Below are 17,751 nucleotides of genomic sequence, written 5' to 3' on the forward strand. Positions count from 1 at the left end.
GTGTAAGTGCAGCGATGCATTGAGCTGACCGGTACTAATGAACCGAGCGGCTTAACCTTACAACACCGAAGGTGTTTTGGCGTCATAAGACAGCGGTCGGAAGACGGAGAGAGTTTCATTCAGCTTGTTCAGAGATTGGTTTTGGGTGTTGCGGCCGAAAGGGAAGCGACAGCCGGAACGGAATGAATTTGCCTGGCGGCGATAGCGCGGTGGTCCCACCTGACCCCATGCCGAACTCAGCAGTGAAACGCCGTAGCGCCGATGGTAGTGTGGGGTCTCCCCATGTGAGAGTAGGGAACCGCCAGGCTTTAAATAGAGTAGAAACCCTCAGCGAAAGCTGGGGGTTTTTGCGTTTTTAAAATATTATTTTATTGCATATACCCGTGATCATTGAAGATGCGTGATTTTCCTCAAAATGAGGATCATGGTATCAGTCATGAAAATATTCATTACTGATGAACAGAAAGCCGAACTCGAACACCTCCATCACATCTGCCGTGATAAGAGGGGTGTGATCGTATAAAAGCTGTTCTGCTGACCTCTGAAGGCTGGAGCTCAGTCATGATCGTTCAGGCCCTGCGTCTTCATGAAACAAGCATTATATGATTAATAAGGTATTCGGAGCAGAGAAATAATATTTTAAAATAGAACATTCGAGGATTGTAATTCGATTAACTTCTTGTTGAAAATAGAGTATTGACACGATTGGTTGTTTTATATTTTTTTAATCTCTAAAATCTAAATCTATGTGCTTTTTAATATTACTGTTATTTAAACAAAGTTGAGATTTATCAAATTAAAGTTTGATGGTAAAAAATCTCCCGAAATTATTCAATATCAGGAGATTTGATTTAGAAAAAATAATTCGCTTTATCGATTCAATTACAGAATACGACTAATCAATTTGTCTACCCGGATGCGACGTAAGCGGCGGATAAGTTTACGTACTTTGACTGGGTAAAACTGGATGCTGTCCAATTCCTGATAATCACTGACAACCGTAGTATAAGTACGGATACAGTGCAGTTCTTTTGTACGTTGTTCTTGCATTTCTTTATTGGGATCGTGGATAAGAATAGCATTTTCTAAATCCAGTCCCCAGGCACGTGGATTAAGATTATTTCCTGTAATCAATTGCCATTGATTGTCCACCCACACACCTTTTAGGTGGTAACTATTATCACCATCTTTCCATAACCTGATAGTCAGTTGATTATTGTCAACATAACTCTGTAGTCTACTGATGAAACGGCGTAGATTAATTTCATATAAATAGGGTAATGCCCCAATAATTTTAAATGGTTCTTCCGGCGGAATATAAAAATCGTTGGCAGTTTTATCGCCAACAATAATTTCTACATGTTTACCTTTACGAAGCAGATGAATAATCTGCCGGACAATGATGGCGGGAAGATTAAAATACGGGGTACAAATAATCAGCTTTTGTTCTGTGCTGGCGATCAGATGACTAATGGTTTTATTTAGTAGATTTTTCTTTCCCAGCCCGGCAAGTGGAGTGACAGATAGTTCATCATTCGTTGCTTGATTATTTATTTTGTAGGTAGTGTGCCGCAGAGAAAAACGTAATTGACGGATTAGGTTTTTAATTTCAGGAATACGAGGACGGTTCTTACAATCCAGTTTCTGTACGGCCCCTGTAGCGATAATGTAATTATCAACAAAGTGTTTCATTGTTTCCGCAAGTTTTGCATTGTGAAGCACGTGGTAGCGATCATAACGATATTTATCATGTTGGTGGAGATAAACGTCATTAATGCTTGCTCCGCTATAAACCACAGTATCGTCGAAGATAAAACCTTTTAAATGTAAAACACCCAGTGCTTCGCGGGTATTTACAGGTACACCGAGTACTGGAATTTTCACATCAGGATAAGCTGCTGCCATAGAACAATACCAATCGGCATTCGTTACCATTGCAGCAGCACCAATGCGTCCACGTTGTGCTCGATGCCAGTCAACGAGCACTTTAATGTCCAAGTCTGGGCGTTGTTGTTTAGCTGTATAAAGTGCATTAAGGATATCTTTCCCTGCGTCATCATTTTCCAGATAGAGGGAGATGATATAAATATGTTTTTCAGCGTTAGCAATTTTTTCCAGCAGGGTGCTGCGGAACACTTCAGGTTGATAAAGTGTTTTAACATCAGCAACTGACTGAGGTAGCTTAGGCAGTTGTGCAAGGTGTTGTTGATGTTTAGCTTGTTTGAATTTAGACAACATCACAGTGCGCTTTTTCTCTTATGTTAGATGGCTAAAAGACTACTATGTAAAGCAATGAATCAAATGATCTGGCGATAATACCATTAGTTTGGCTAATTGTGAGCATGATTTAACGCTCTAATGCCTAATGATTCAAGTCTGTGCGGTTCATCACGTAGTTGATTTAGAGTTCGAGGGATAAGTTTACAATGCTATCCTCAAATTGAACATCTATGGTAAATCCTAGTTTTTTAGCCAGTTTTATCATAGTACGGTTTTCTGGCATGGTGATAGCGTTGAGGCGGCTTATGCCATGTTCTCGTGTATAGTTAATCAGTTTTATCATAAGTTGATATCCAAGGGTGATCCCTTTTAAGTCAGAACGCACTAGCACAGCGAATTCTGCTTCGACATTATCAGGGTCAGCTATGGCACGGGTAACCCCGATAATTTCTGGGGTAGTTTTAGGATGTCGTATGGCAACAAATGCCATTTCACGGTCATAATCAATTTGAGTCATATTTGCCAGATCATCGTGTGTGAATTCGCTGATTTCACTAAAGTAGCGGTAATAGAGATCTTCTTTAGTAACCTGGCCGATAAAATCTTTCAGCAATGGTTCATCTTCTGGCAGAATCGGACGTAACAGGCATTCTGCATCCCCTCTGAGTCTTATAGTCTCTTCTAGTTCGCTTGGGTATGGACGGATAGCTAATCTAGTTCGTGAATCACCTTCTATTGAAGATAATTCCATTGATACATCCAATAATGTGAATTCATCGCCAGAAGCCAGTAACGGATGAATATCTAGTCGTACAATTTGCGGGCAATCAAGTAACAGATTAGATACCTGAACTAACAGTCGGCTGAGTGCCAGTACGTCTAATGATTGAGGAGCTCCCTTGAGCTTAATTTTTCTACTTTTAATCGCTTGAATAACCAGGTATCGCGCTAACGCCATATTAAGAGGTGGCAGCGCAACGGCTGCTTGTGTTTCGTGTGACCACTCAATACCTCCTTCACCTAACATAATTAGTGGGCCAAATACCTCATCTTGTTCGACTGCAATTCGTAGTTCTTGTGCGCCGGCACGGTTTGCCATGCTCTGAACTAACAGTCCTTGAATTCTTGCGCGTGGGAAATTCTGATTGACACGTTCGATAATCGCTTGAGCAGAAGCCTTGACCTCATTTGCATTTCGCAAATAGAGCATAACCCCCTGAACTTCTGATTTATGCGGGATATCTGGCGAGCGTAATTTCAGCGCAACAGGATAACCTATCTGTTGGGCAATATTGACTGCTTCATCACTGTTATGAGCAATCCATGTTGGCAATGTATTGAGACCATAAGCTTCCAGAATAGGTTGAACTTCATGGGTATCCAGACGAGAATTTCCCTGTTCCAGAGCCTGTTGTATGCACTGATGGGCACGCGCTGTGTTAGCTGTGATGTTTGCTGGTAGTGCGGGTGTTTCTGTTAATTGTTTCTGATTACGGCGATATTCCACCATGTGCATGAAAGCAGTAATCGCGCCTTCAGGGGTGCGATAAGTTGGAATACCGGCTTCACTGAACAGACGGCGGGCTTCTTGTGAAGAGAATTCACCGCACCAATTGGTAAAGATAGTTAGCCATTTTCCCCGTGGGTGTTTACGGATTGTTTCAATGACTTTGGTTGCGGTTTGAATACCGGGAGCAATCGCGCTAGGAGAGTGAATAAGTAACAGAGCATCATGGTCGTGGCTGTCTAGTAACGGTTTTAACGCAGCGATATAACGTTTCACCGTGGAGTCATCTTTTAAATCTAGCGGGTTATGTAGGGAGATAGTTTCTGGTAGTTGTGTTTTTAATGCCTTCGTTGTCTCTTCACCTAATATTGCGAGCTTACCGTTACGGAGGAATAACGCATCCAGCGCCATTGCAGCTGGAGCAGCACCATTGCTGACGATAAATAGCCGTTCTCCCCGTAAAGGTGACATATGGCTTAATGTTTCTACAGCAGAAAACATTTCATGTGTATCTTGCACGCGCAATAATCCTGCTCGCTGAATTGCTGCATCATAAGCCGCATCCAGATTTTGTTGTTCACCAAGTAATTTCTGTGCTCGTTTAGTACGGCCGCTTTTAACCACCAAAATGGGTTTATTGCGAGAAGCACTTCTAGATGCTGAAAGAAAGCGACGGGCATCATGAATATGCTCTAAATAGAGCAGTATAGCGCTGGTTTTACTGTCACGAGCCAGAAAATCAAGTAGATGATCAATATCGATATCTACACTGTCACCTAACGCTATAAAGTAGGAAAATCCGACTCCCCGGTGTTTTGCCCAATCAAGAATTGTATTTGAGACTGCCGCCGATTGAGAAATAAAGGCTAATTTCCCTTTGAGTATTGGAACCGGAGAAAAGCTGGCATTTAGCCCTTGCCAGGGGGCTAATAGTCCTAAGCTGTTTGGCCCAAGTAGTCGGATACTATAGCGCTGGCAGCACTGCTTTAGTTCAGCAAATTGGGACGTTGGTGAAGAAAGAATAATCACCGTTTTGCAACCCAACTGCCCCAGTTGTTTTAAACATTGCAAATTACGGTGGTGATGAGTACAAATAACAGCCAAATCTGGTGTGATCGGTAATTTATCTATTGAAGGGTAAGCTAAAACCCCTTGAACAGAACGGCTATTGGGTGTAATCGGTAGTATTGGCCCGGCAAAACCTCCTGCAAGCAAGTTGCGCATCATAACCGAACCCGCTCGTTCTGGTTTTTCTGAGGCACCAATTACAGCAATGGATTTAGGGCGTAATAAAGCTTCAAGTCCGCGCTGGCTCATCAGGAGGCTCCTTTTTGTGGTTAGTTGATAACTGTAGCGGATTTCGCAATTTGTTACTGTGATTTACGCTATCGGATGCAGTTGCTGAGAAGCAATTAAATTGCCAGCTTGTTTCAAAATAGTACCAAGCTGTAGCTTGAATATCTTCGGTGGGTGTCTGTTTCAACAGATAGCCTGACTATGCCCTCGATAGCAAGTACAGCATGTCTCGCCGAAAGCAGGAAAATTAAGAGTGCATTTTAATGGATTATGGTTGTCAGAGGTAGCTTAAGATGCGCACATCAGGTAATCTTCGCGCCATAAAGCAGTTGGAGAAACGAATGAACGATTCATACAGTGGTAAAAATGGCAAAGTCAAAGTGATGTATGTCCGTAGTGAGGGCGATAATGACAGCCGCAGCAATAACAAACGTCCATCTGGCAAGGGACACGATCAAGGTCAGCGTCGTCGGGACAATGAGCGAACATCTCGTTCTCCGCGTGACAATGAGCGTGAAAGATCGCCTTGGAAAACAGTGTCACGCCCTGAGAGTGATTCTTTAACGTCAGTGCATGGTGGTATCAGTGGGAAAAGCCAGATTGATCCTGAACAGCTCCGTCGCCAACGAATGGAGGAAACTCGGATTTATGGTGAAAATGCTTGTCAGGCGATGTTTAAAAACCGTTCTGAAGCGATAGTTCGTGCCTGGTTTGTTGAGTCAGTGACACCACGTTTCCGCAATGCGCTGAAATGGATGGCTGCTAACCGTAAAGCCTATCATGTTGTGGATGAGGCTGAACTGACAAAAGTGTCAGGTACTGAACATCATGGTGGTGTTTGTTTTCTGATTAAGAAACGCAATGGTTTGGATGCAGAGACCTACCTGAAAGGTGCTCCAGTAAAAGATTGTGTTTTGGCTCTTGAAGATGTGGGTAATCCTCACAACCTTGGCGCTATTATGAGAAGTTGCGCACATTTCGGTGTGCAAGGGGTGATTCTGCAGGATGTGGCCTTGCTGGAGTCGGGGGCGGCTATCCGTACAGCAGAAGGTGGTGCTGAGCATATTAAAGGTATTGATGCTGATAGCTTCAGCACTACACTAAATAACTTTCGTAAAGCGGGTTACACCATTGTGACGACATCCAGCCATAAAGGTAGTACCGATTTAGCTAAAGTTGAATTACCGGAAAAAATGGTTCTGGTACTTGGTCAAGAACGTGATGGTTTGAGTGACAGTGCTTGGGAACATGGTGATATGAGTTTGTTCGTTGGTGGCACGGGTTTGATTGAAAGCCTGAACGTTTCTGTTGCAACTGGCATTATGCTAGCTGAATGGTGGCGACAGAATAAAGCTTGATTAGGAAAAGCGGGAGCTGGGGTGCTCCCGGTTTTACCATTTAAGATTTAGTGGGCTCCGCTCATGCCTTCTTTACTTCCTTGGGTAAATGGTGGCTTGGCTAGCCAGACGAGCATAATCAAAATCAGGAATACTCCGGCTGAAAGCCAAAAAATTTCATTCGCTGAGATTATGAGTCCTTGATGGGTAACTTCTTTTGCTAGATAAGCAGAAATTTGCTGGTTACTCATACCTAATTCCGATAATTGTTGATAGATCTGTTGAGTATCGGGACTATAAGGATTGATATGTTCAGTAAAATGGGAATGATGCATTGACTCGCGTTGGGTCCACATGGTTGTCGTTAGTGATGTTCCTATTGAACCCGCCAGTGTCCGAATAAAATTCGATAAACTGGATGCGGATGCCACCCGCTCTGCTGGCAAGCCGGAAAGGGTAATGGTTGTGAGTGGCATAAAGAAACAGGCAATAGCAAACCCCTGGATAAACTGAGGCCATGCGACTGCTGCAAAATCCATGCCTGGTTCGAATGTATATGCACGCCAGTAATAACAGATGGCATAAACAACAAAACTGAATGTCACTATGTAGCGCATATCTGCTTTATTGCCGAATTTACCAATCAGTGGAGAAATTATTAGTGGCAACAATCCTACCGGTGCCGATGCAAGACCTGACCAGGTTGCTGTATAACCGAACACTTCCTGTAATAACTGAGGTAATAACACAATTGTGCCGAAATAGAGCATATAAGCTAAGCTCAAACAGAAGCACCCAATGGTAAAGTTGCGCTCTTTAAACAGTGATAGGTCAATAATTGGGTTATTATCGGTCAGTTCCCATACCACCAGAAATGCTAATGAGATGATTGCGATAACTGTCAAAACGATAATTTCTGTAGAATTAAACCAGTCCAGCTCTTTCCCCTGATCTAGCATAATTTGTAAACAACCAACGCCGACCACTAACAACATGAGCCCTATTGTATCGATAGGCTTGATCTCTGTTTGGGTTTCACGCCCTTTCAGCGTTTGCATAGCAATCAGAATAATCGCTATACCAACAGGAACGTTGATAAAGAAAATCCATCCCCAATGGTAGTTATCACTGATGTAGCCACCCAAAATAGGGCCAAAAATTGGCGCAATAATAATCGTGATTGACCATAATGCCAGTGCCATATTTCCTTTGGCTGGTGGATAATTGTTCAGGAGTAGACTTTGTGAAAGGGGAATAAGAGGACCGGCAACTAATCCTTGAATAACCCGGAAGAAGATTAGCATACCAAGACTGTTGGAAATACCGCATAACCAGGAGGCTATGGCAAATAGAGCGGTTGACCAGATGAATAACTTAACTTCGCCGATGCGTTTTGCCAGCCATCCAGTAATCGGGATGGAAATCGCATTGGCAACCCCGAAAGAGGTAATTACCCAGATCCCTTGAGAATTTGATGAGCCTAAATTACCTGAAATCGTGGGTATCGCTACGTTAGCAATGGTAGAATCTAACACTTGCATGAATGTTGCCAAGGATAATGCAATGGTCATCCATGCAAGTTTGGCACCTGTAAGCGGCTGTCTCGTCACCTTAGCCTCCGGTATTATTTTCCAGCATTACTATTAGTAATGTCATTAACTATTTTATTGGCAGGAGACATATCTATTGCCAGAGCAGCGGTGTGATAAGCTGATTTAGTGCGTGTTCTATCAGACAGAACGGTTCCATCAGGACTCGTAGTATCTACTCTGACTTTAGTCGAGAGGCCGATGCGTAATGGGTATTTTTCTAGTTGCCCAGGATCAAGCTCAATGCGGACGGGTAAACGTTGTACAACCTTAATCCAATTACCACTGGCGTTCTGAGCGGGTAATAAAGAGAAGGCGCTGCCGGTACCCATATCAAGGCCAGTGATTTTGCCGCTAAATACTTTGCTTCCACCATAGAAATCGCTGGTGATTTCCACGGGTTGACCAATACGCATACCAGAAATTTGCGTCTCCTTGAAGTTAGCTTCGATCCACATATCGTTTGCCGAAACTATCGCCATTAGTGGAGTATTTTTATTGATTTGTGCACCAACTTGTACACTACGGCGTGAGACATAACCATCGATTGGGCTGACTATTTTCGTGCGTTGTAACGCCAGCCAAGCGTTACGGACTTCCGTTGCAGCTTGTTCAATGGCAGGTTGCTTCTCTAGAGGTGTATCCAGGACAATTGCTTGATTAGCGTTATATTGTTCAATGGCAATATCCAGCGCAGCTCGGGCACTGGCGACAGCTTCCTGTGCATGTTGCAACTCTTCTTTGCCAATGACTTTTTGAGCACTAAGTATTTCACGACGGCTAAGATCATTTTGAACTTTGGTTAATTCGGATCTGCGTAGAGCGATATTAGCCTGATATTGTTTACTGTTAACTATCTGTTGATGAGTCTGGCGAACGCTGTTGGCTAATGTTGTTTTTGCTTTTTCTAATGCTAATTCTGCATCACGGGGATCGAGTTGTACCAATATACTACCGCTTTTCACAAAGTCAGTATTATCAAAGTTAACTGTGATTACGCTGCCAGCAACTTGCGACATGATCTGAACTTGATTACCTGTAACATAGGCGTTATCTGTTTCTTGATGGTGGCGTAAAATGAGAAACCAATAGAAAAAGTAGGCAACACCGAGCAGGGTAAAGATAAGGGTTAGTAACACTAAGGCACGACTGCGTTGCCTTTTTTTGCTACTGGTTGGATCTTGTGCCGCTTGTACTTCTATTGCCTCATTTGCGCTCATAGTAAATCCCCATGCTTGTTATTTATCTTCTAGTAATACTATTTTCAGATCACTTTCCAGTAGTGGTATATCATCACTACTGGAAAGGTGAATGACACAGGATCCAATGTTATCGAAGAATAATAGTTAGCTTTTTGCAGAAAATATCATCTTGGCTAACAGGAAAAATTTTTTCGAACAATTTAACCAGGAAAGTATTGTTTGGATAAAAATTGATCGATCAAACAACAAGCTATTTCTTGATACAATCGCCCATTGTATCAAGTCTGACCAGTAATTTTCTCATTAACTTTTCTAACTGTTTTTGTTCCTCCTGGTCAAGGCATGACCAAAGTTTTCTCAAGCAATCATGTTGAGGTGGAAGCAAACTATTTAAAAATTTTGTACCTTGTTCTGTCAGATGAAGATGAAGGCAACGGCGGTCGTTATGACTTTCCTTTCTTTCAATCCATTCCTGCTTTTCTAATTCATCAGCAATACGAGTGGCGTTAGTACGGGAAGAACCTAATGCGGCACTTAATTCCGATGGCTGAATGCTGTGGCTTTCCTTAGTATCAAGGATCATCAGAGCCATGAACAAAGTTTCATTGATACCTTGAGCTTTCAGCATATTATTACGGTTTTCAAGCAATTTACTTTGGACGTGCATTGATAACCTAGTCAACAGGATCTCTTGATAAGGGATATCTTTATTTAATTTGGCTTGCTGTGCTGCACGAATATTCAGTAATTCTTCGGTAGGCGTAAACGAACTTTCCATTATTTAGATACCTTATTAGTTTCAACTGGTAAGATAACTTTTGTTATCAAACATCCAAATGGTATATTAAAAGATAAATTTAGCAATTGTAGTTATTTGTTATCATCATATTTCTTTTGATATTGATACCTAATTCATAAATATTTTGAATGTTAGTCCAAAAAGCAGCGCTCCAAATAACGTTGCGAGTATAATTTGCCTTGTTTTGTAAAAGACTAAACAGATGGTCAGACAACCTATGAGGGTAGGAAGTAGTTTCTGACTCTCTCTCATCACATCAGGTACACCCGATACGATGAGTAAAGAACAAATGGATGCAATGCCAATACTGTCAAGAATAATGCTTGTTTTTCCACTTTTCCTACCGGCGGATTGACGTGCTTTCCCAAATCGTAGTGGCAGATAGCGAAATGAAAAATTAGCTAACCCAACAAATAGCCCGATGAGCAAAATCTTGCTATCAATCATGGTGTTTCCTTTTGTTCAGAAGAGTCATTGCCACTGTTTTGCGGTTGTAACAGTGCCGCGATACAACCGCCGACAATACCTGCCAGAATAGCAACTGGAATTGAGAAAAATGTAATCCCCAAAAGTGCTCCGGTTAGTGCGGTTGCAACACAATAACTATTTTGCTTTCTGCAAGAAGCAAGAAGAAAGCTGAGAAACAGTGCTGGTAACATGAAAATCATGGCAGCTTCTACAGCAGGATAGGATTCCAAATAACCGTTACCAAGAAATGCCCCGGCTGTGGTACCTGCGACCCAGGCCAGCCAGGAACAGATTGCAATAGCAACCATCCAGTTTTCACTCCAGCTCCGTTGGTTCTTAATGAGTTTTGCAGTAGCGGCGGCAAAAACCTCATCTGTCAGGCCAAAAGCCCAGACAACGGTTTTTTTCTCCGTTAACTTATCTTTGATTCGGTGCCTTAAAGATGGACCATAGAGAATATGGCGGACATCCATTGCCATGATTGTTAGGGCCGAAATCCATAATGATGTACCCGCACTCAGTAAAGCTGTGATGACGAACTGGCTTGCACCGGCGTAGATGATGCATGAAAAGAAAATGGCTTCTATTGGATTGAAGCCAAGTTTGACGGCATTGAGACCAAAAGCAAAGGCGACGGGAATATAACCGATAACAATGGGTAAACTGTCTATTATTCCTTCAGTAAAAGAAGACTTTTTACTGGTTAAGGATGATGTTGTATCAGAAACAGGCATAAAATCTATCTGGTCATGTGAATGTTATATAACATTAACAAAAGGAAACCAAATAGAAAATATCATCCTTAACAAATGTTTCATAAATGTTTTTATTTAAGTATTCTTTTACTATGACCTGTTTCTTACAACGTCTTTGGTTCATACTTTTTGCCTAAAAACCACACGATTAGGCTTATTATGCAGATAGTAATGCCAGCAGCGGCAACACCATACCAACCTGAGTGTTTGTAAGCATAGCCTGAAATCAGAGAGCCAAGGGCCCCACCAATAAAATAGCTGGTCATGTAAGCGGCGGTGAGTCGATTTCTGGCTTCTGGCATGATGCGGTATATCGTACTTTGATTTGTAACGTGAACACCTTGAATCGCAATATCAAGGAGAAAAATACCAATTATAAAGCCAATGAGTGATTCTTTGACTAAGCCGATCGGTATCCATGAAAGAAGTAATAGCACCAGAGAAATGCTGGTGGTCAGAGAACCTTTTCCTTTATCAACGAGTTGCCCGGTTTTGCTTGCCATCAATGCTCCGGCGGCACCGACTAATCCAAATAAGCCGATGACTCCTTCAGAATAGTTAAAAGGAGGTGCTGAGAGCAGGAATGCCATTGATGTCCATAGCAGGCTGAAATTGGCAAATGTCAGTGCACCCAGTATAGCGCGTACTCTTAGCAGCGGGCTTGTAGTGATAAGGTTTACAATAGAGCCAAGTAATTGGAAGTAATTGAGATTGGTTACTTGTTTATAACGGGGCAGGTAGCGCCACAGCGTTAGAGAAAGAATCACTAATAAGACACTGGCAACCCAAAAAACAGTTCGCCAGCCACCCAGAGTCGCCATTGTTCCTGAGATGGTTCTTGCGAGTAATATTCCAAGCAGTAAACCGCTCATAATCGTACCGACAGCTTTTCCTCGTTGATGGGGAAGAGCAAGTGTTGCGGCCAGCGGGACCAGTATTTGAGCAACCACCGAAAATAAGCCCGTCATTGCCGTTCCCAGTAACATTTGCCAGATGTTCTGCGACGTGGCGGTAATCAGTAATCCAACAGTGGCTAATATTGTCATTGAGACAATTAAACTGCGTCGTTCGAACATATCACCTAATGGCACAAGGAATGTTAGGCCAACGGCATAGCTCAATTGAGCCGTGGTTACAATAAACCCCGCTTCGTTGACGGTCAGATTAAATTGTAACGCAATAGTATCGAGTAGCGGCTGTGCATAGTAGTTGCTGGCGACAACCAGACCTGTGGCAATTGCGATCAGTGCAATCAAAGCGGGACTTAATGGTGTACGGGAAATATTTTCTTCCATAAATGTATTTTCTTATATTTAAACGGCAGGTTAGGGGTGAATGGACTGCTCGTTGAAGTCTATAGTCACGAGCTAAACTTTTTGCATTGTAATGAATTTTTATTCAGGTTCAATGGTAAAGCCGAGAGAATGGTTGCTAAAGAAACTCTATTGCGTATTCATTGTGTTAGGTAGTTTTGACCTTGTGATTTGACGATCAAATCGAACTGAGAATGAAATGTGAAAACGATATTAATTCTTATTATTTGTCATATTATAGCAATAATAACTATAAAACTGTTGAAATATAAATTTTAATAAGAATTTTGGGTCAAAAAAATAACAGTAAAAAAACAGTGAATTGTTTTATACCAATTCACTGTAACGCTCTAGATATTAATTTTTTCCAGTGGCTTCAACAGCGGTTTTAACCCAACTATCAAACAATTTCTGATGAACCTTAATCCAACCGTTGGCATGACGTTCAATATCCGCTTGTGATGCTTCACCATTATGCATTCGCAAGTTTTGGGCATTGATATCCGCAAGGGGCATTTTCATGATAGAAAATAACCTGGCGGCGGCTGGGTTGTCTTCCGCCCATTTTTTAGTGGCAGCAATATGCATAATACTGGGTGGAAAACCATAATTAGCGCCATTTGGCAATTTCGTTTCTATTTTCTCATCATTAGGCATAGCGGAGAAAGGAACTTGCAGCCAGACAACATCTTTACCCGGTTTCAGCACGTCACTAACCCAATAAGGTGTCCATGTGTAATATAAGATGGGTTTGCCTTCTTTATAGCGGGTAATGGTATCTGCCATCATGGCTGCATAGTTACCTTGATTGTGTTCAACGCTATTGTTTAAACCATAAGCTTTAAGGTGATGGTTAATGGCGATTTCACAGCCCCAACCGGGATTACAGCCAGTTAAATCGGCTTTGCCATTACCGTTGGTATCGAATAATTTGGCTATTTTCGGATCTTTTAATTGAGCAATATTCGTAATGTTGTATTTTTCCGCTGTTTTTTTGTCGATCAAATAGCCTTGTGCGGCATTTTCTACATAGCGACCAACACGGTAAAATTTGGCATTACCACCTGCTGCCTGATATTGGGTGTTGTGCAGTGGTTCCCAACTTACGGCCATAAAGGTTGCGTCACCGGAAGCAATGGAGGAATAGGCGACGTTGTAGTCCACCTCTTTGATGGGCTTGACATTATAACCAAGTTTTTCCAATGCCTTACTGACGATCAGCGTTTGGAATGTTTCTTCGCTAAGGGTACTTTGTATGGGTTGTACACTGATACCTTTACCCGGTAATTCGACAGCGAATAATTGAGAACTTATCAGTGATGACAGGGATATAGCCCAGATAACTATTTTGCGCATGGTTTTTCCTCCTGTTGCAGTCATCATGTGTTTATCAAACAATTGTGGTTTGATAGGTGTTTGGGAAGGTTATGCTTTTTGATTAAATAAACGGGTAATTAATCCAATTGGGCCAGTGGTATACCAGCGATTTACGCCTTTAGCCCGGTTGTCACGGCCAAGAGATTGTGTAAGGCGGTCAAGGAGAATCGCAAGAATAACAATCCCGACTCCACCTACTGTGGCAAGCCCCATATCGAGACGGCCAATACCTCGCAAAACCATTTGGCCTAAACCACCAACGGCAATCATTGATGCAATAACCACCATTGATAGGGCCAGCATCAGGGTTTGGTTGACACCGGCCATAATGGTTGGCATAGCCAGGGGTAATTGAACTTTAAACAGCATCTGACGAGGGCTGGCGCCGAAAGATTCAGCTGCTTCTACCAGATCTGTTGGAACCTGTTTGATGCCTAAAATTGTCAGACGGACAATTGGGGGTAAGGCAAAGATAATGGTGACGATAACCCCAGGCACGTTACCGATGCCAAACAACATGACAATCGGAACCAGATAGACGAATGCTGGTGTGGTTTGCATAGCATCAAGCAGAGGTTGGATAATTTTCGCGGCTCTCTTGCTGTGTGCCAGCCATATACCGAGCGGCAAACCAACAATAATGCAGAATAATAGCGATGTCAGAGCCAGTGATAGAGTGACCATAGCTTCAGACCATGCACCAATTGCACCAATAATTACCAGAGAAATCAGAGCAGTAATACCCATACCAATGCCTGATAACTGCCAGGCAATCAGGGCAAAAAATAGGATGGCAATGGGAGCAGGTATTGAAGTCAGACATTGTTCAAAGCCACTGAGAACAAAATCAATGGGAACGCGTATTCCCTGAAATGCGGGACGAAAATTCAGCACAATCCAATCAATAGCGTGGGTTACCCATGAATCCAAGGGGATAAGTGGATGCTGGAATGGGTCCATTATATTGAAATGTTCAGATTGTTCAGCGGTTGTAGGGGCGGCATCCAGCCAGTCAGAACCTGTTGAATTATCGGCACCGGTTCCGTTGTTCCAGGGATCTGCATTATCGGCAGCGATGGGGGAGGTATCCCATGTATTCTGTTCAGGCTGAGTTTGATGTTCGTTTTGATTACTCATTTGGTGTCTCCTTATCTAATGCCTGCAACAGCATCCCTTTGGAAATAACGCCGATATATTTGTCATTATTTCCAATCACCGGAATCGCACAAGGTGATTGTGCTACAACAGCAATCAGCTCATTGAGGGGCATATCCGCGGCAACGGCGGTCGGTTCCGCCAATATGGCGTGTTCGATAGGTTTTTTTTCCCGTAATGCTTTTTCCAATGAATTTACGGAAACTATACCGGCGAATTTTTGTCCACGCTCGATCAGGTAACCATAGTTTCTGTTTTCGTCATCGAGGACTTTCAATGCAGAAAGAGGACCAAAACCGGGTGCAATATGAAGCAGAGAGTCAGGACGGCGACGGGCAATGTCTTTAGCACTAAATACATGGCTGATATCTACGCCACGAAAGAAAGTTTTTACATAGTCATTCGCTGGATTATTCAAGATTTCATCAGGTGTCCCGACCTGCACAACAACACCGTCTTGCATAATGGCAATCCGGTCTCCGATACGCATTGCTTCATCCAAGTCATGAGAGATAAAGACGATAGTCCGTGGCTGATTGCCTTGCAGGCTTAACAGCTCATCTTGCATTTCTGTACGAATTAATGGATCAAGGGCAGAAAACGCTTCGTCCATTAGCAAAATATCTGGGTTATTAGCTAGTGCTCTGGCAAGCCCTACACGCTGGCGCATCCCGCCTGAGAGCTCATTTGGATAAGATTGTGCATAATTTTCCAAGTTTACCTGTTTCAGTGCATCCAACGCTTGTTTATTGCGTTCTTGTTTGGTGATTCCGGCAAGTTCCATACCAAAGGCGCTGTTTTCCAGTATGTTTAAATGCGGCATCAGTGCAAATGATTGGAAAACCATACTGATTTTGTTACGGCGAATTTCTCTTAACGCTGTTGCTGAAATCTCAGAAATATCTTCACCATCAATTAATACCTGGCCGCGAGTCGGTTTTATCAGACGATTGAGAAGGCGTACCATTGTGGATTTGCCGGAGCCAGATAATCCCATGATGACAAATATTTCGCCTTCTTCAATAGTCAGATTGGCATTTTGTATACCAACAGTCATACCTGTCTTTTCAAATATCTGATCTTTACTCAAACCCGAATTCAGTAATTTGAAAGCATATTCTGGATGGTCACCAAATATCTTATATAGGTTTTTAACTTCAAGTTTAATTGCCATGAAATAGTTACTTTCCTTTCAATGGTTATTTAATGGTGTTATGCGTTATTCATCTCTGCATGATTCTTTGAATATATATACCCTAACATACTGAGAGAGTCTGACAACCCTATATTAATGATAATTAATGTAAAAGTTAGTGAAATTGAATACCTTAAATTAGATATATTTGTAGTCATTTCATTGTTATTAGCAATTTTCTTACCCTAACTCATGTTGTCATTGAAAGGATGAATTGTATCTATATCACTGTTATTAATATATTTTTTAATTTTGTCAGCAAATAAATCATTCACCACGTTGTAAATAGAATCGATTATTAGTTTATCATGTTGATTATGTCTGATTAGAATGAAATTTAATTTAAAATTAATTAGCTATATTAATGTTTTTTTGTCGTTTCGGATGATATAAGAGGCGGAGATGGCAAAAAATATCCATGGAAATGGCGATAATCATGAAAAAACGCCATAAAAATATAAGGATTTCATGGCGTTTTATCGTTTAAAAAACAGGCTAAATAATAGGGCTTTTAAAATATTAGAGTATTATGGTTATTTTGAAGTATTCTATATAAAATAAAATCATTCTCTTTAGAAATTCCAATCCTCATCCTCAGTATTAACTGCTTTACCGATAACATATGATGAGCCTGAACCAGAAAAGAAATCATGGTTTTCATTGGCATTCGGTGATAATGCAGAGAGGATTGCAGGGCTGACATCTGTCATTTCTGGGGGAAATAAGGTTTCATAGCCAAGATTCATTAATGCTTTATTGGCATTATAATGCAAGAATTTCTTAATATCTTCAGTCCAGCCAACAATATCATAAAGTTCTTCTGTATATTTAATTTCATTTTCGTATAATTCCAATAATAATGAAAAAGTGAATTCTTTAATTTCTTTTTGCTCTAATGTTGAATATTTATTTAATGATTGTTGAAATTTATATCCAATATAATAACCGTGAATGGCTTCATCTCGGATAATAAGTCGGATTAAATCGGCTGTATTTGTTAATATTCCTCGGCTTGACCAATACATAGGTAAATAGAAACCTGAATAGAATAAAAATGATTCTAGAAAAACACTGGCGACTTTTTTCTTTAATGGATGCTGATAACTATAATAATTTAGTATAATTTTGGCTTTATTCTGTAATGAAAAACTCTTTTCACTCCAGTGATAGGCGTCATCCACATCAGTTGTTAGGCATAATGTTGAAAAAATGGAACTATAAGAACGTGCATGAACAGCTTCCATGAAACTAATATTGGACATAACTGCTTCTTCGTGAGGTGTTAGGGCATCTTCCATTAACGCTGGAGCACCAACAGTGTTCTGAACTGTGTCCAATAGTGTCAGTCCGGTGAATACCCGGATAGTCAGCTTTTTTTCTTCTGTCGTCAATGTATTCCATGAAGGAATATCATTGGATAATGGAATTTTTTCCGGTAACCAAAAATTGGTTGTCAATCGGTTCCAAACTTCTAGATCTTTGTCATCTTCAATTCGGTTCCAGTTAATTGCGCGTATAGGATTACTAATCATAATAAA

Annotated in this window: 13 protein-coding genes, 1 rRNA gene and 1 pseudogene; 3 read left to right on the forward strand and 12 right to left on the reverse strand. The window is 41.5% G+C overall.

Translation table 11 applies throughout. The features are described 5' to 3' along the window. Positions 1-191: 191 nt before the first annotated feature. Positions 192-307 (forward strand): 5S ribosomal RNA (gene rrf, locus D3222_RS16980). Positions 308-436: 129 nt separating this feature from the next. Continuing rightward, positions 437-600 (forward strand): annotated as a pseudogene (locus D3222_RS16985) (IS630 family transposase); the annotation flags it as partial. Between the two features lie 282 nt (positions 601-882). On the opposite strand, the gene pssA reads toward D3222_RS16985, so the two are convergent. Continuing rightward, complete coding sequence (gene pssA, locus D3222_RS16990) at positions 883-2,238, reverse strand: CDP-diacylglycerol--serine O-phosphatidyltransferase (protein ID WP_198672842.1); 1,356 nt, start codon at positions 2,236-2,238, stop codon at positions 883-885. A gap of 163 nt (positions 2,239-2,401) precedes the next feature. Then, positions 2,402-5,044, reverse strand: coding sequence for a bifunctional acetate--CoA ligase family protein/GNAT family N-acetyltransferase (locus tag D3222_RS16995; RefSeq protein ID WP_118987212.1), 2,643 nt, complete (start codon positions 5,042-5,044; stop codon positions 2,402-2,404). Between the two features lie 320 nt (positions 5,045-5,364). Here D3222_RS16995 and D3222_RS17000 point away from each other — a divergent pair, with 320 nt between their 5' ends. Continuing rightward, positions 5,365-6,381 carry a tRNA/rRNA methyltransferase gene (locus tag D3222_RS17000; protein WP_118987253.1) on the forward strand — a complete coding sequence of 339 codons (1,017 nt, stop codon included), beginning with the start codon at positions 5,365-5,367 and terminating at the stop codon, positions 6,379-6,381. A 47-nt stretch (positions 6,382-6,428) separates the two neighbouring features. Here the strand turns inward: D3222_RS17000 and emrB are convergent, their stop codons facing one another. The 10 genes from emrB to nrdF all read right to left on the reverse strand — a co-directional run bounded on the left by emrB (position 6,429) and on the right by nrdF (position 17,745). After that, positions 6,429-7,970, reverse strand: a complete 1,542-nt coding sequence (emrB, locus tag D3222_RS17005; RefSeq protein WP_118987213.1) for a multidrug efflux MFS transporter permease subunit EmrB — start codon at positions 7,968-7,970, stop codon at positions 6,429-6,431. Positions 7,971-7,984: 14 nt separating this feature from the next. Further along, positions 7,985-9,169: a multidrug efflux MFS transporter periplasmic adaptor subunit EmrA gene (gene emrA, locus D3222_RS17010; protein ID WP_118987214.1), complete on the reverse strand. Its 1,185-nt coding sequence runs from the start codon at positions 9,167-9,169 to the stop codon at positions 7,985-7,987. 232 nt (positions 9,170-9,401) lie between these two features. Then, the gene (mprA, locus tag D3222_RS17015; protein ID WP_118987215.1) at positions 9,402-9,929 is read right to left on the reverse strand and encodes a transcriptional repressor MprA; all 528 of its coding nucleotides are present in this window, start codon (positions 9,927-9,929) and stop codon (positions 9,402-9,404) included. Positions 9,930-10,058: 129 nt separating this feature from the next. After that, positions 10,059-10,397, reverse strand: coding sequence for an L-valine transporter subunit YgaH (gene ygaH / locus D3222_RS17020; protein WP_118987216.1), 339 nt, complete (start codon positions 10,395-10,397; stop codon positions 10,059-10,061). Then, positions 10,394-11,152, reverse strand: a complete 759-nt coding sequence (locus D3222_RS17025) for an AzlC family ABC transporter permease (protein WP_118987217.1) — start codon at positions 11,150-11,152, stop codon at positions 10,394-10,396. Before D3222_RS17025 ends, ygaH begins: the two co-directional genes overlap by 4 nt. 125 nt (positions 11,153-11,277) lie before the next feature. Continuing rightward, complete coding sequence (locus tag D3222_RS17030; RefSeq protein ID WP_118987218.1) at positions 11,278-12,468, reverse strand: MFS transporter; 1,191 nt, start codon at positions 12,466-12,468, stop codon at positions 11,278-11,280. Positions 12,469-12,843: 375 nt separating this feature from the next. Next, positions 12,844-13,842, reverse strand: a complete 999-nt coding sequence (proX, locus tag D3222_RS17035) for a glycine betaine/L-proline ABC transporter substrate-binding protein ProX (RefSeq protein ID WP_118987219.1) — start codon at positions 13,840-13,842, stop codon at positions 12,844-12,846. A gap of 69 nt (positions 13,843-13,911) precedes the next feature. Then, on the reverse strand, positions 13,912-15,000 hold the full coding sequence (gene proW, locus D3222_RS17040; RefSeq protein ID WP_118987220.1) for a glycine betaine/L-proline ABC transporter permease ProW: 1,089 nt from the start codon (positions 14,998-15,000) through the stop codon (positions 13,912-13,914). Then, the gene (gene proV / locus D3222_RS17045; RefSeq protein ID WP_118987221.1) at positions 14,993-16,192 is read right to left on the reverse strand and encodes a glycine betaine/L-proline ABC transporter ATP-binding protein ProV; all 1,200 of its coding nucleotides are present in this window, start codon (positions 16,190-16,192) and stop codon (positions 14,993-14,995) included. The genes proW and proV overlap by 8 nt, the downstream gene beginning before the upstream one ends. 593 nt (positions 16,193-16,785) lie before the next feature. Further along, positions 16,786-17,745, reverse strand: coding sequence for a class 1b ribonucleoside-diphosphate reductase subunit beta (gene nrdF, locus D3222_RS17050; RefSeq protein WP_118987222.1), 960 nt, complete (start codon positions 17,743-17,745; stop codon positions 16,786-16,788). Positions 17,746-17,751: the final 6 nt, after the last annotated feature.

The organism is Photorhabdus sp. CRCIA-P01 (assembly GCF_003545805.1).
Lineage (GTDB): Bacteria > Pseudomonadota > Gammaproteobacteria > Enterobacterales > Enterobacteriaceae > Photorhabdus > Photorhabdus antumapuensis.

Coding starts and splice junctions, on each gene's coding strand:
- pssA (WP_198672842.1), bottom strand. CDS start 2,238: ATGTTGTCTAAATTCAAACAAGCTAAACATCAACAACACCTTGCACAA.
- D3222_RS16995 (WP_118987212.1), bottom strand. CDS start 5,044: ATGAGCCAGCGCGGACTTGAAGCTTTATTACGCCCTAAATCCATTGCT.
- D3222_RS17000 (WP_118987253.1), top strand. CDS start 5,365: ATGAACGATTCATACAGTGGTAAAAATGGCAAAGTCAAAGTGATGTAT.
- emrA (WP_118987214.1), bottom strand. CDS start 9,169: ATGAGCGCAAATGAGGCAATAGAAGTACAAGCGGCACAAGATCCAACC.
- mprA (WP_118987215.1), bottom strand. CDS start 9,929: ATGGAAAGTTCGTTTACGCCTACCGAAGAATTACTGAATATTCGTGCA.
- ygaH (WP_118987216.1), bottom strand. CDS start 10,397: ATGATTGATAGCAAGATTTTGCTCATCGGGCTATTTGTTGGGTTAGCT.
- D3222_RS17025 (WP_118987217.1), bottom strand. CDS start 11,152: ATGCCTGTTTCTGATACAACATCATCCTTAACCAGTAAAAAGTCTTCT.
- D3222_RS17030 (WP_118987218.1), bottom strand. CDS start 12,468: ATGGAAGAAAATATTTCCCGTACACCATTAAGTCCCGCTTTGATTGCA.
- proX (WP_118987219.1), bottom strand. CDS start 13,842: ATGCGCAAAATAGTTATCTGGGCTATATCCCTGTCATCACTGATAAGT.
- proW (WP_118987220.1), bottom strand. CDS start 15,000: ATGAGTAATCAAAACGAACATCAAACTCAGCCTGAACAGAATACATGG.
- proV (WP_118987221.1), bottom strand. CDS start 16,192: ATGGCAATTAAACTTGAAGTTAAAAACCTATATAAGATATTTGGTGAC.
- nrdF (WP_118987222.1), bottom strand. CDS start 17,745: ATGATTAGTAATCCTATACGCGCAATTAACTGGAACCGAATTGAAGAT.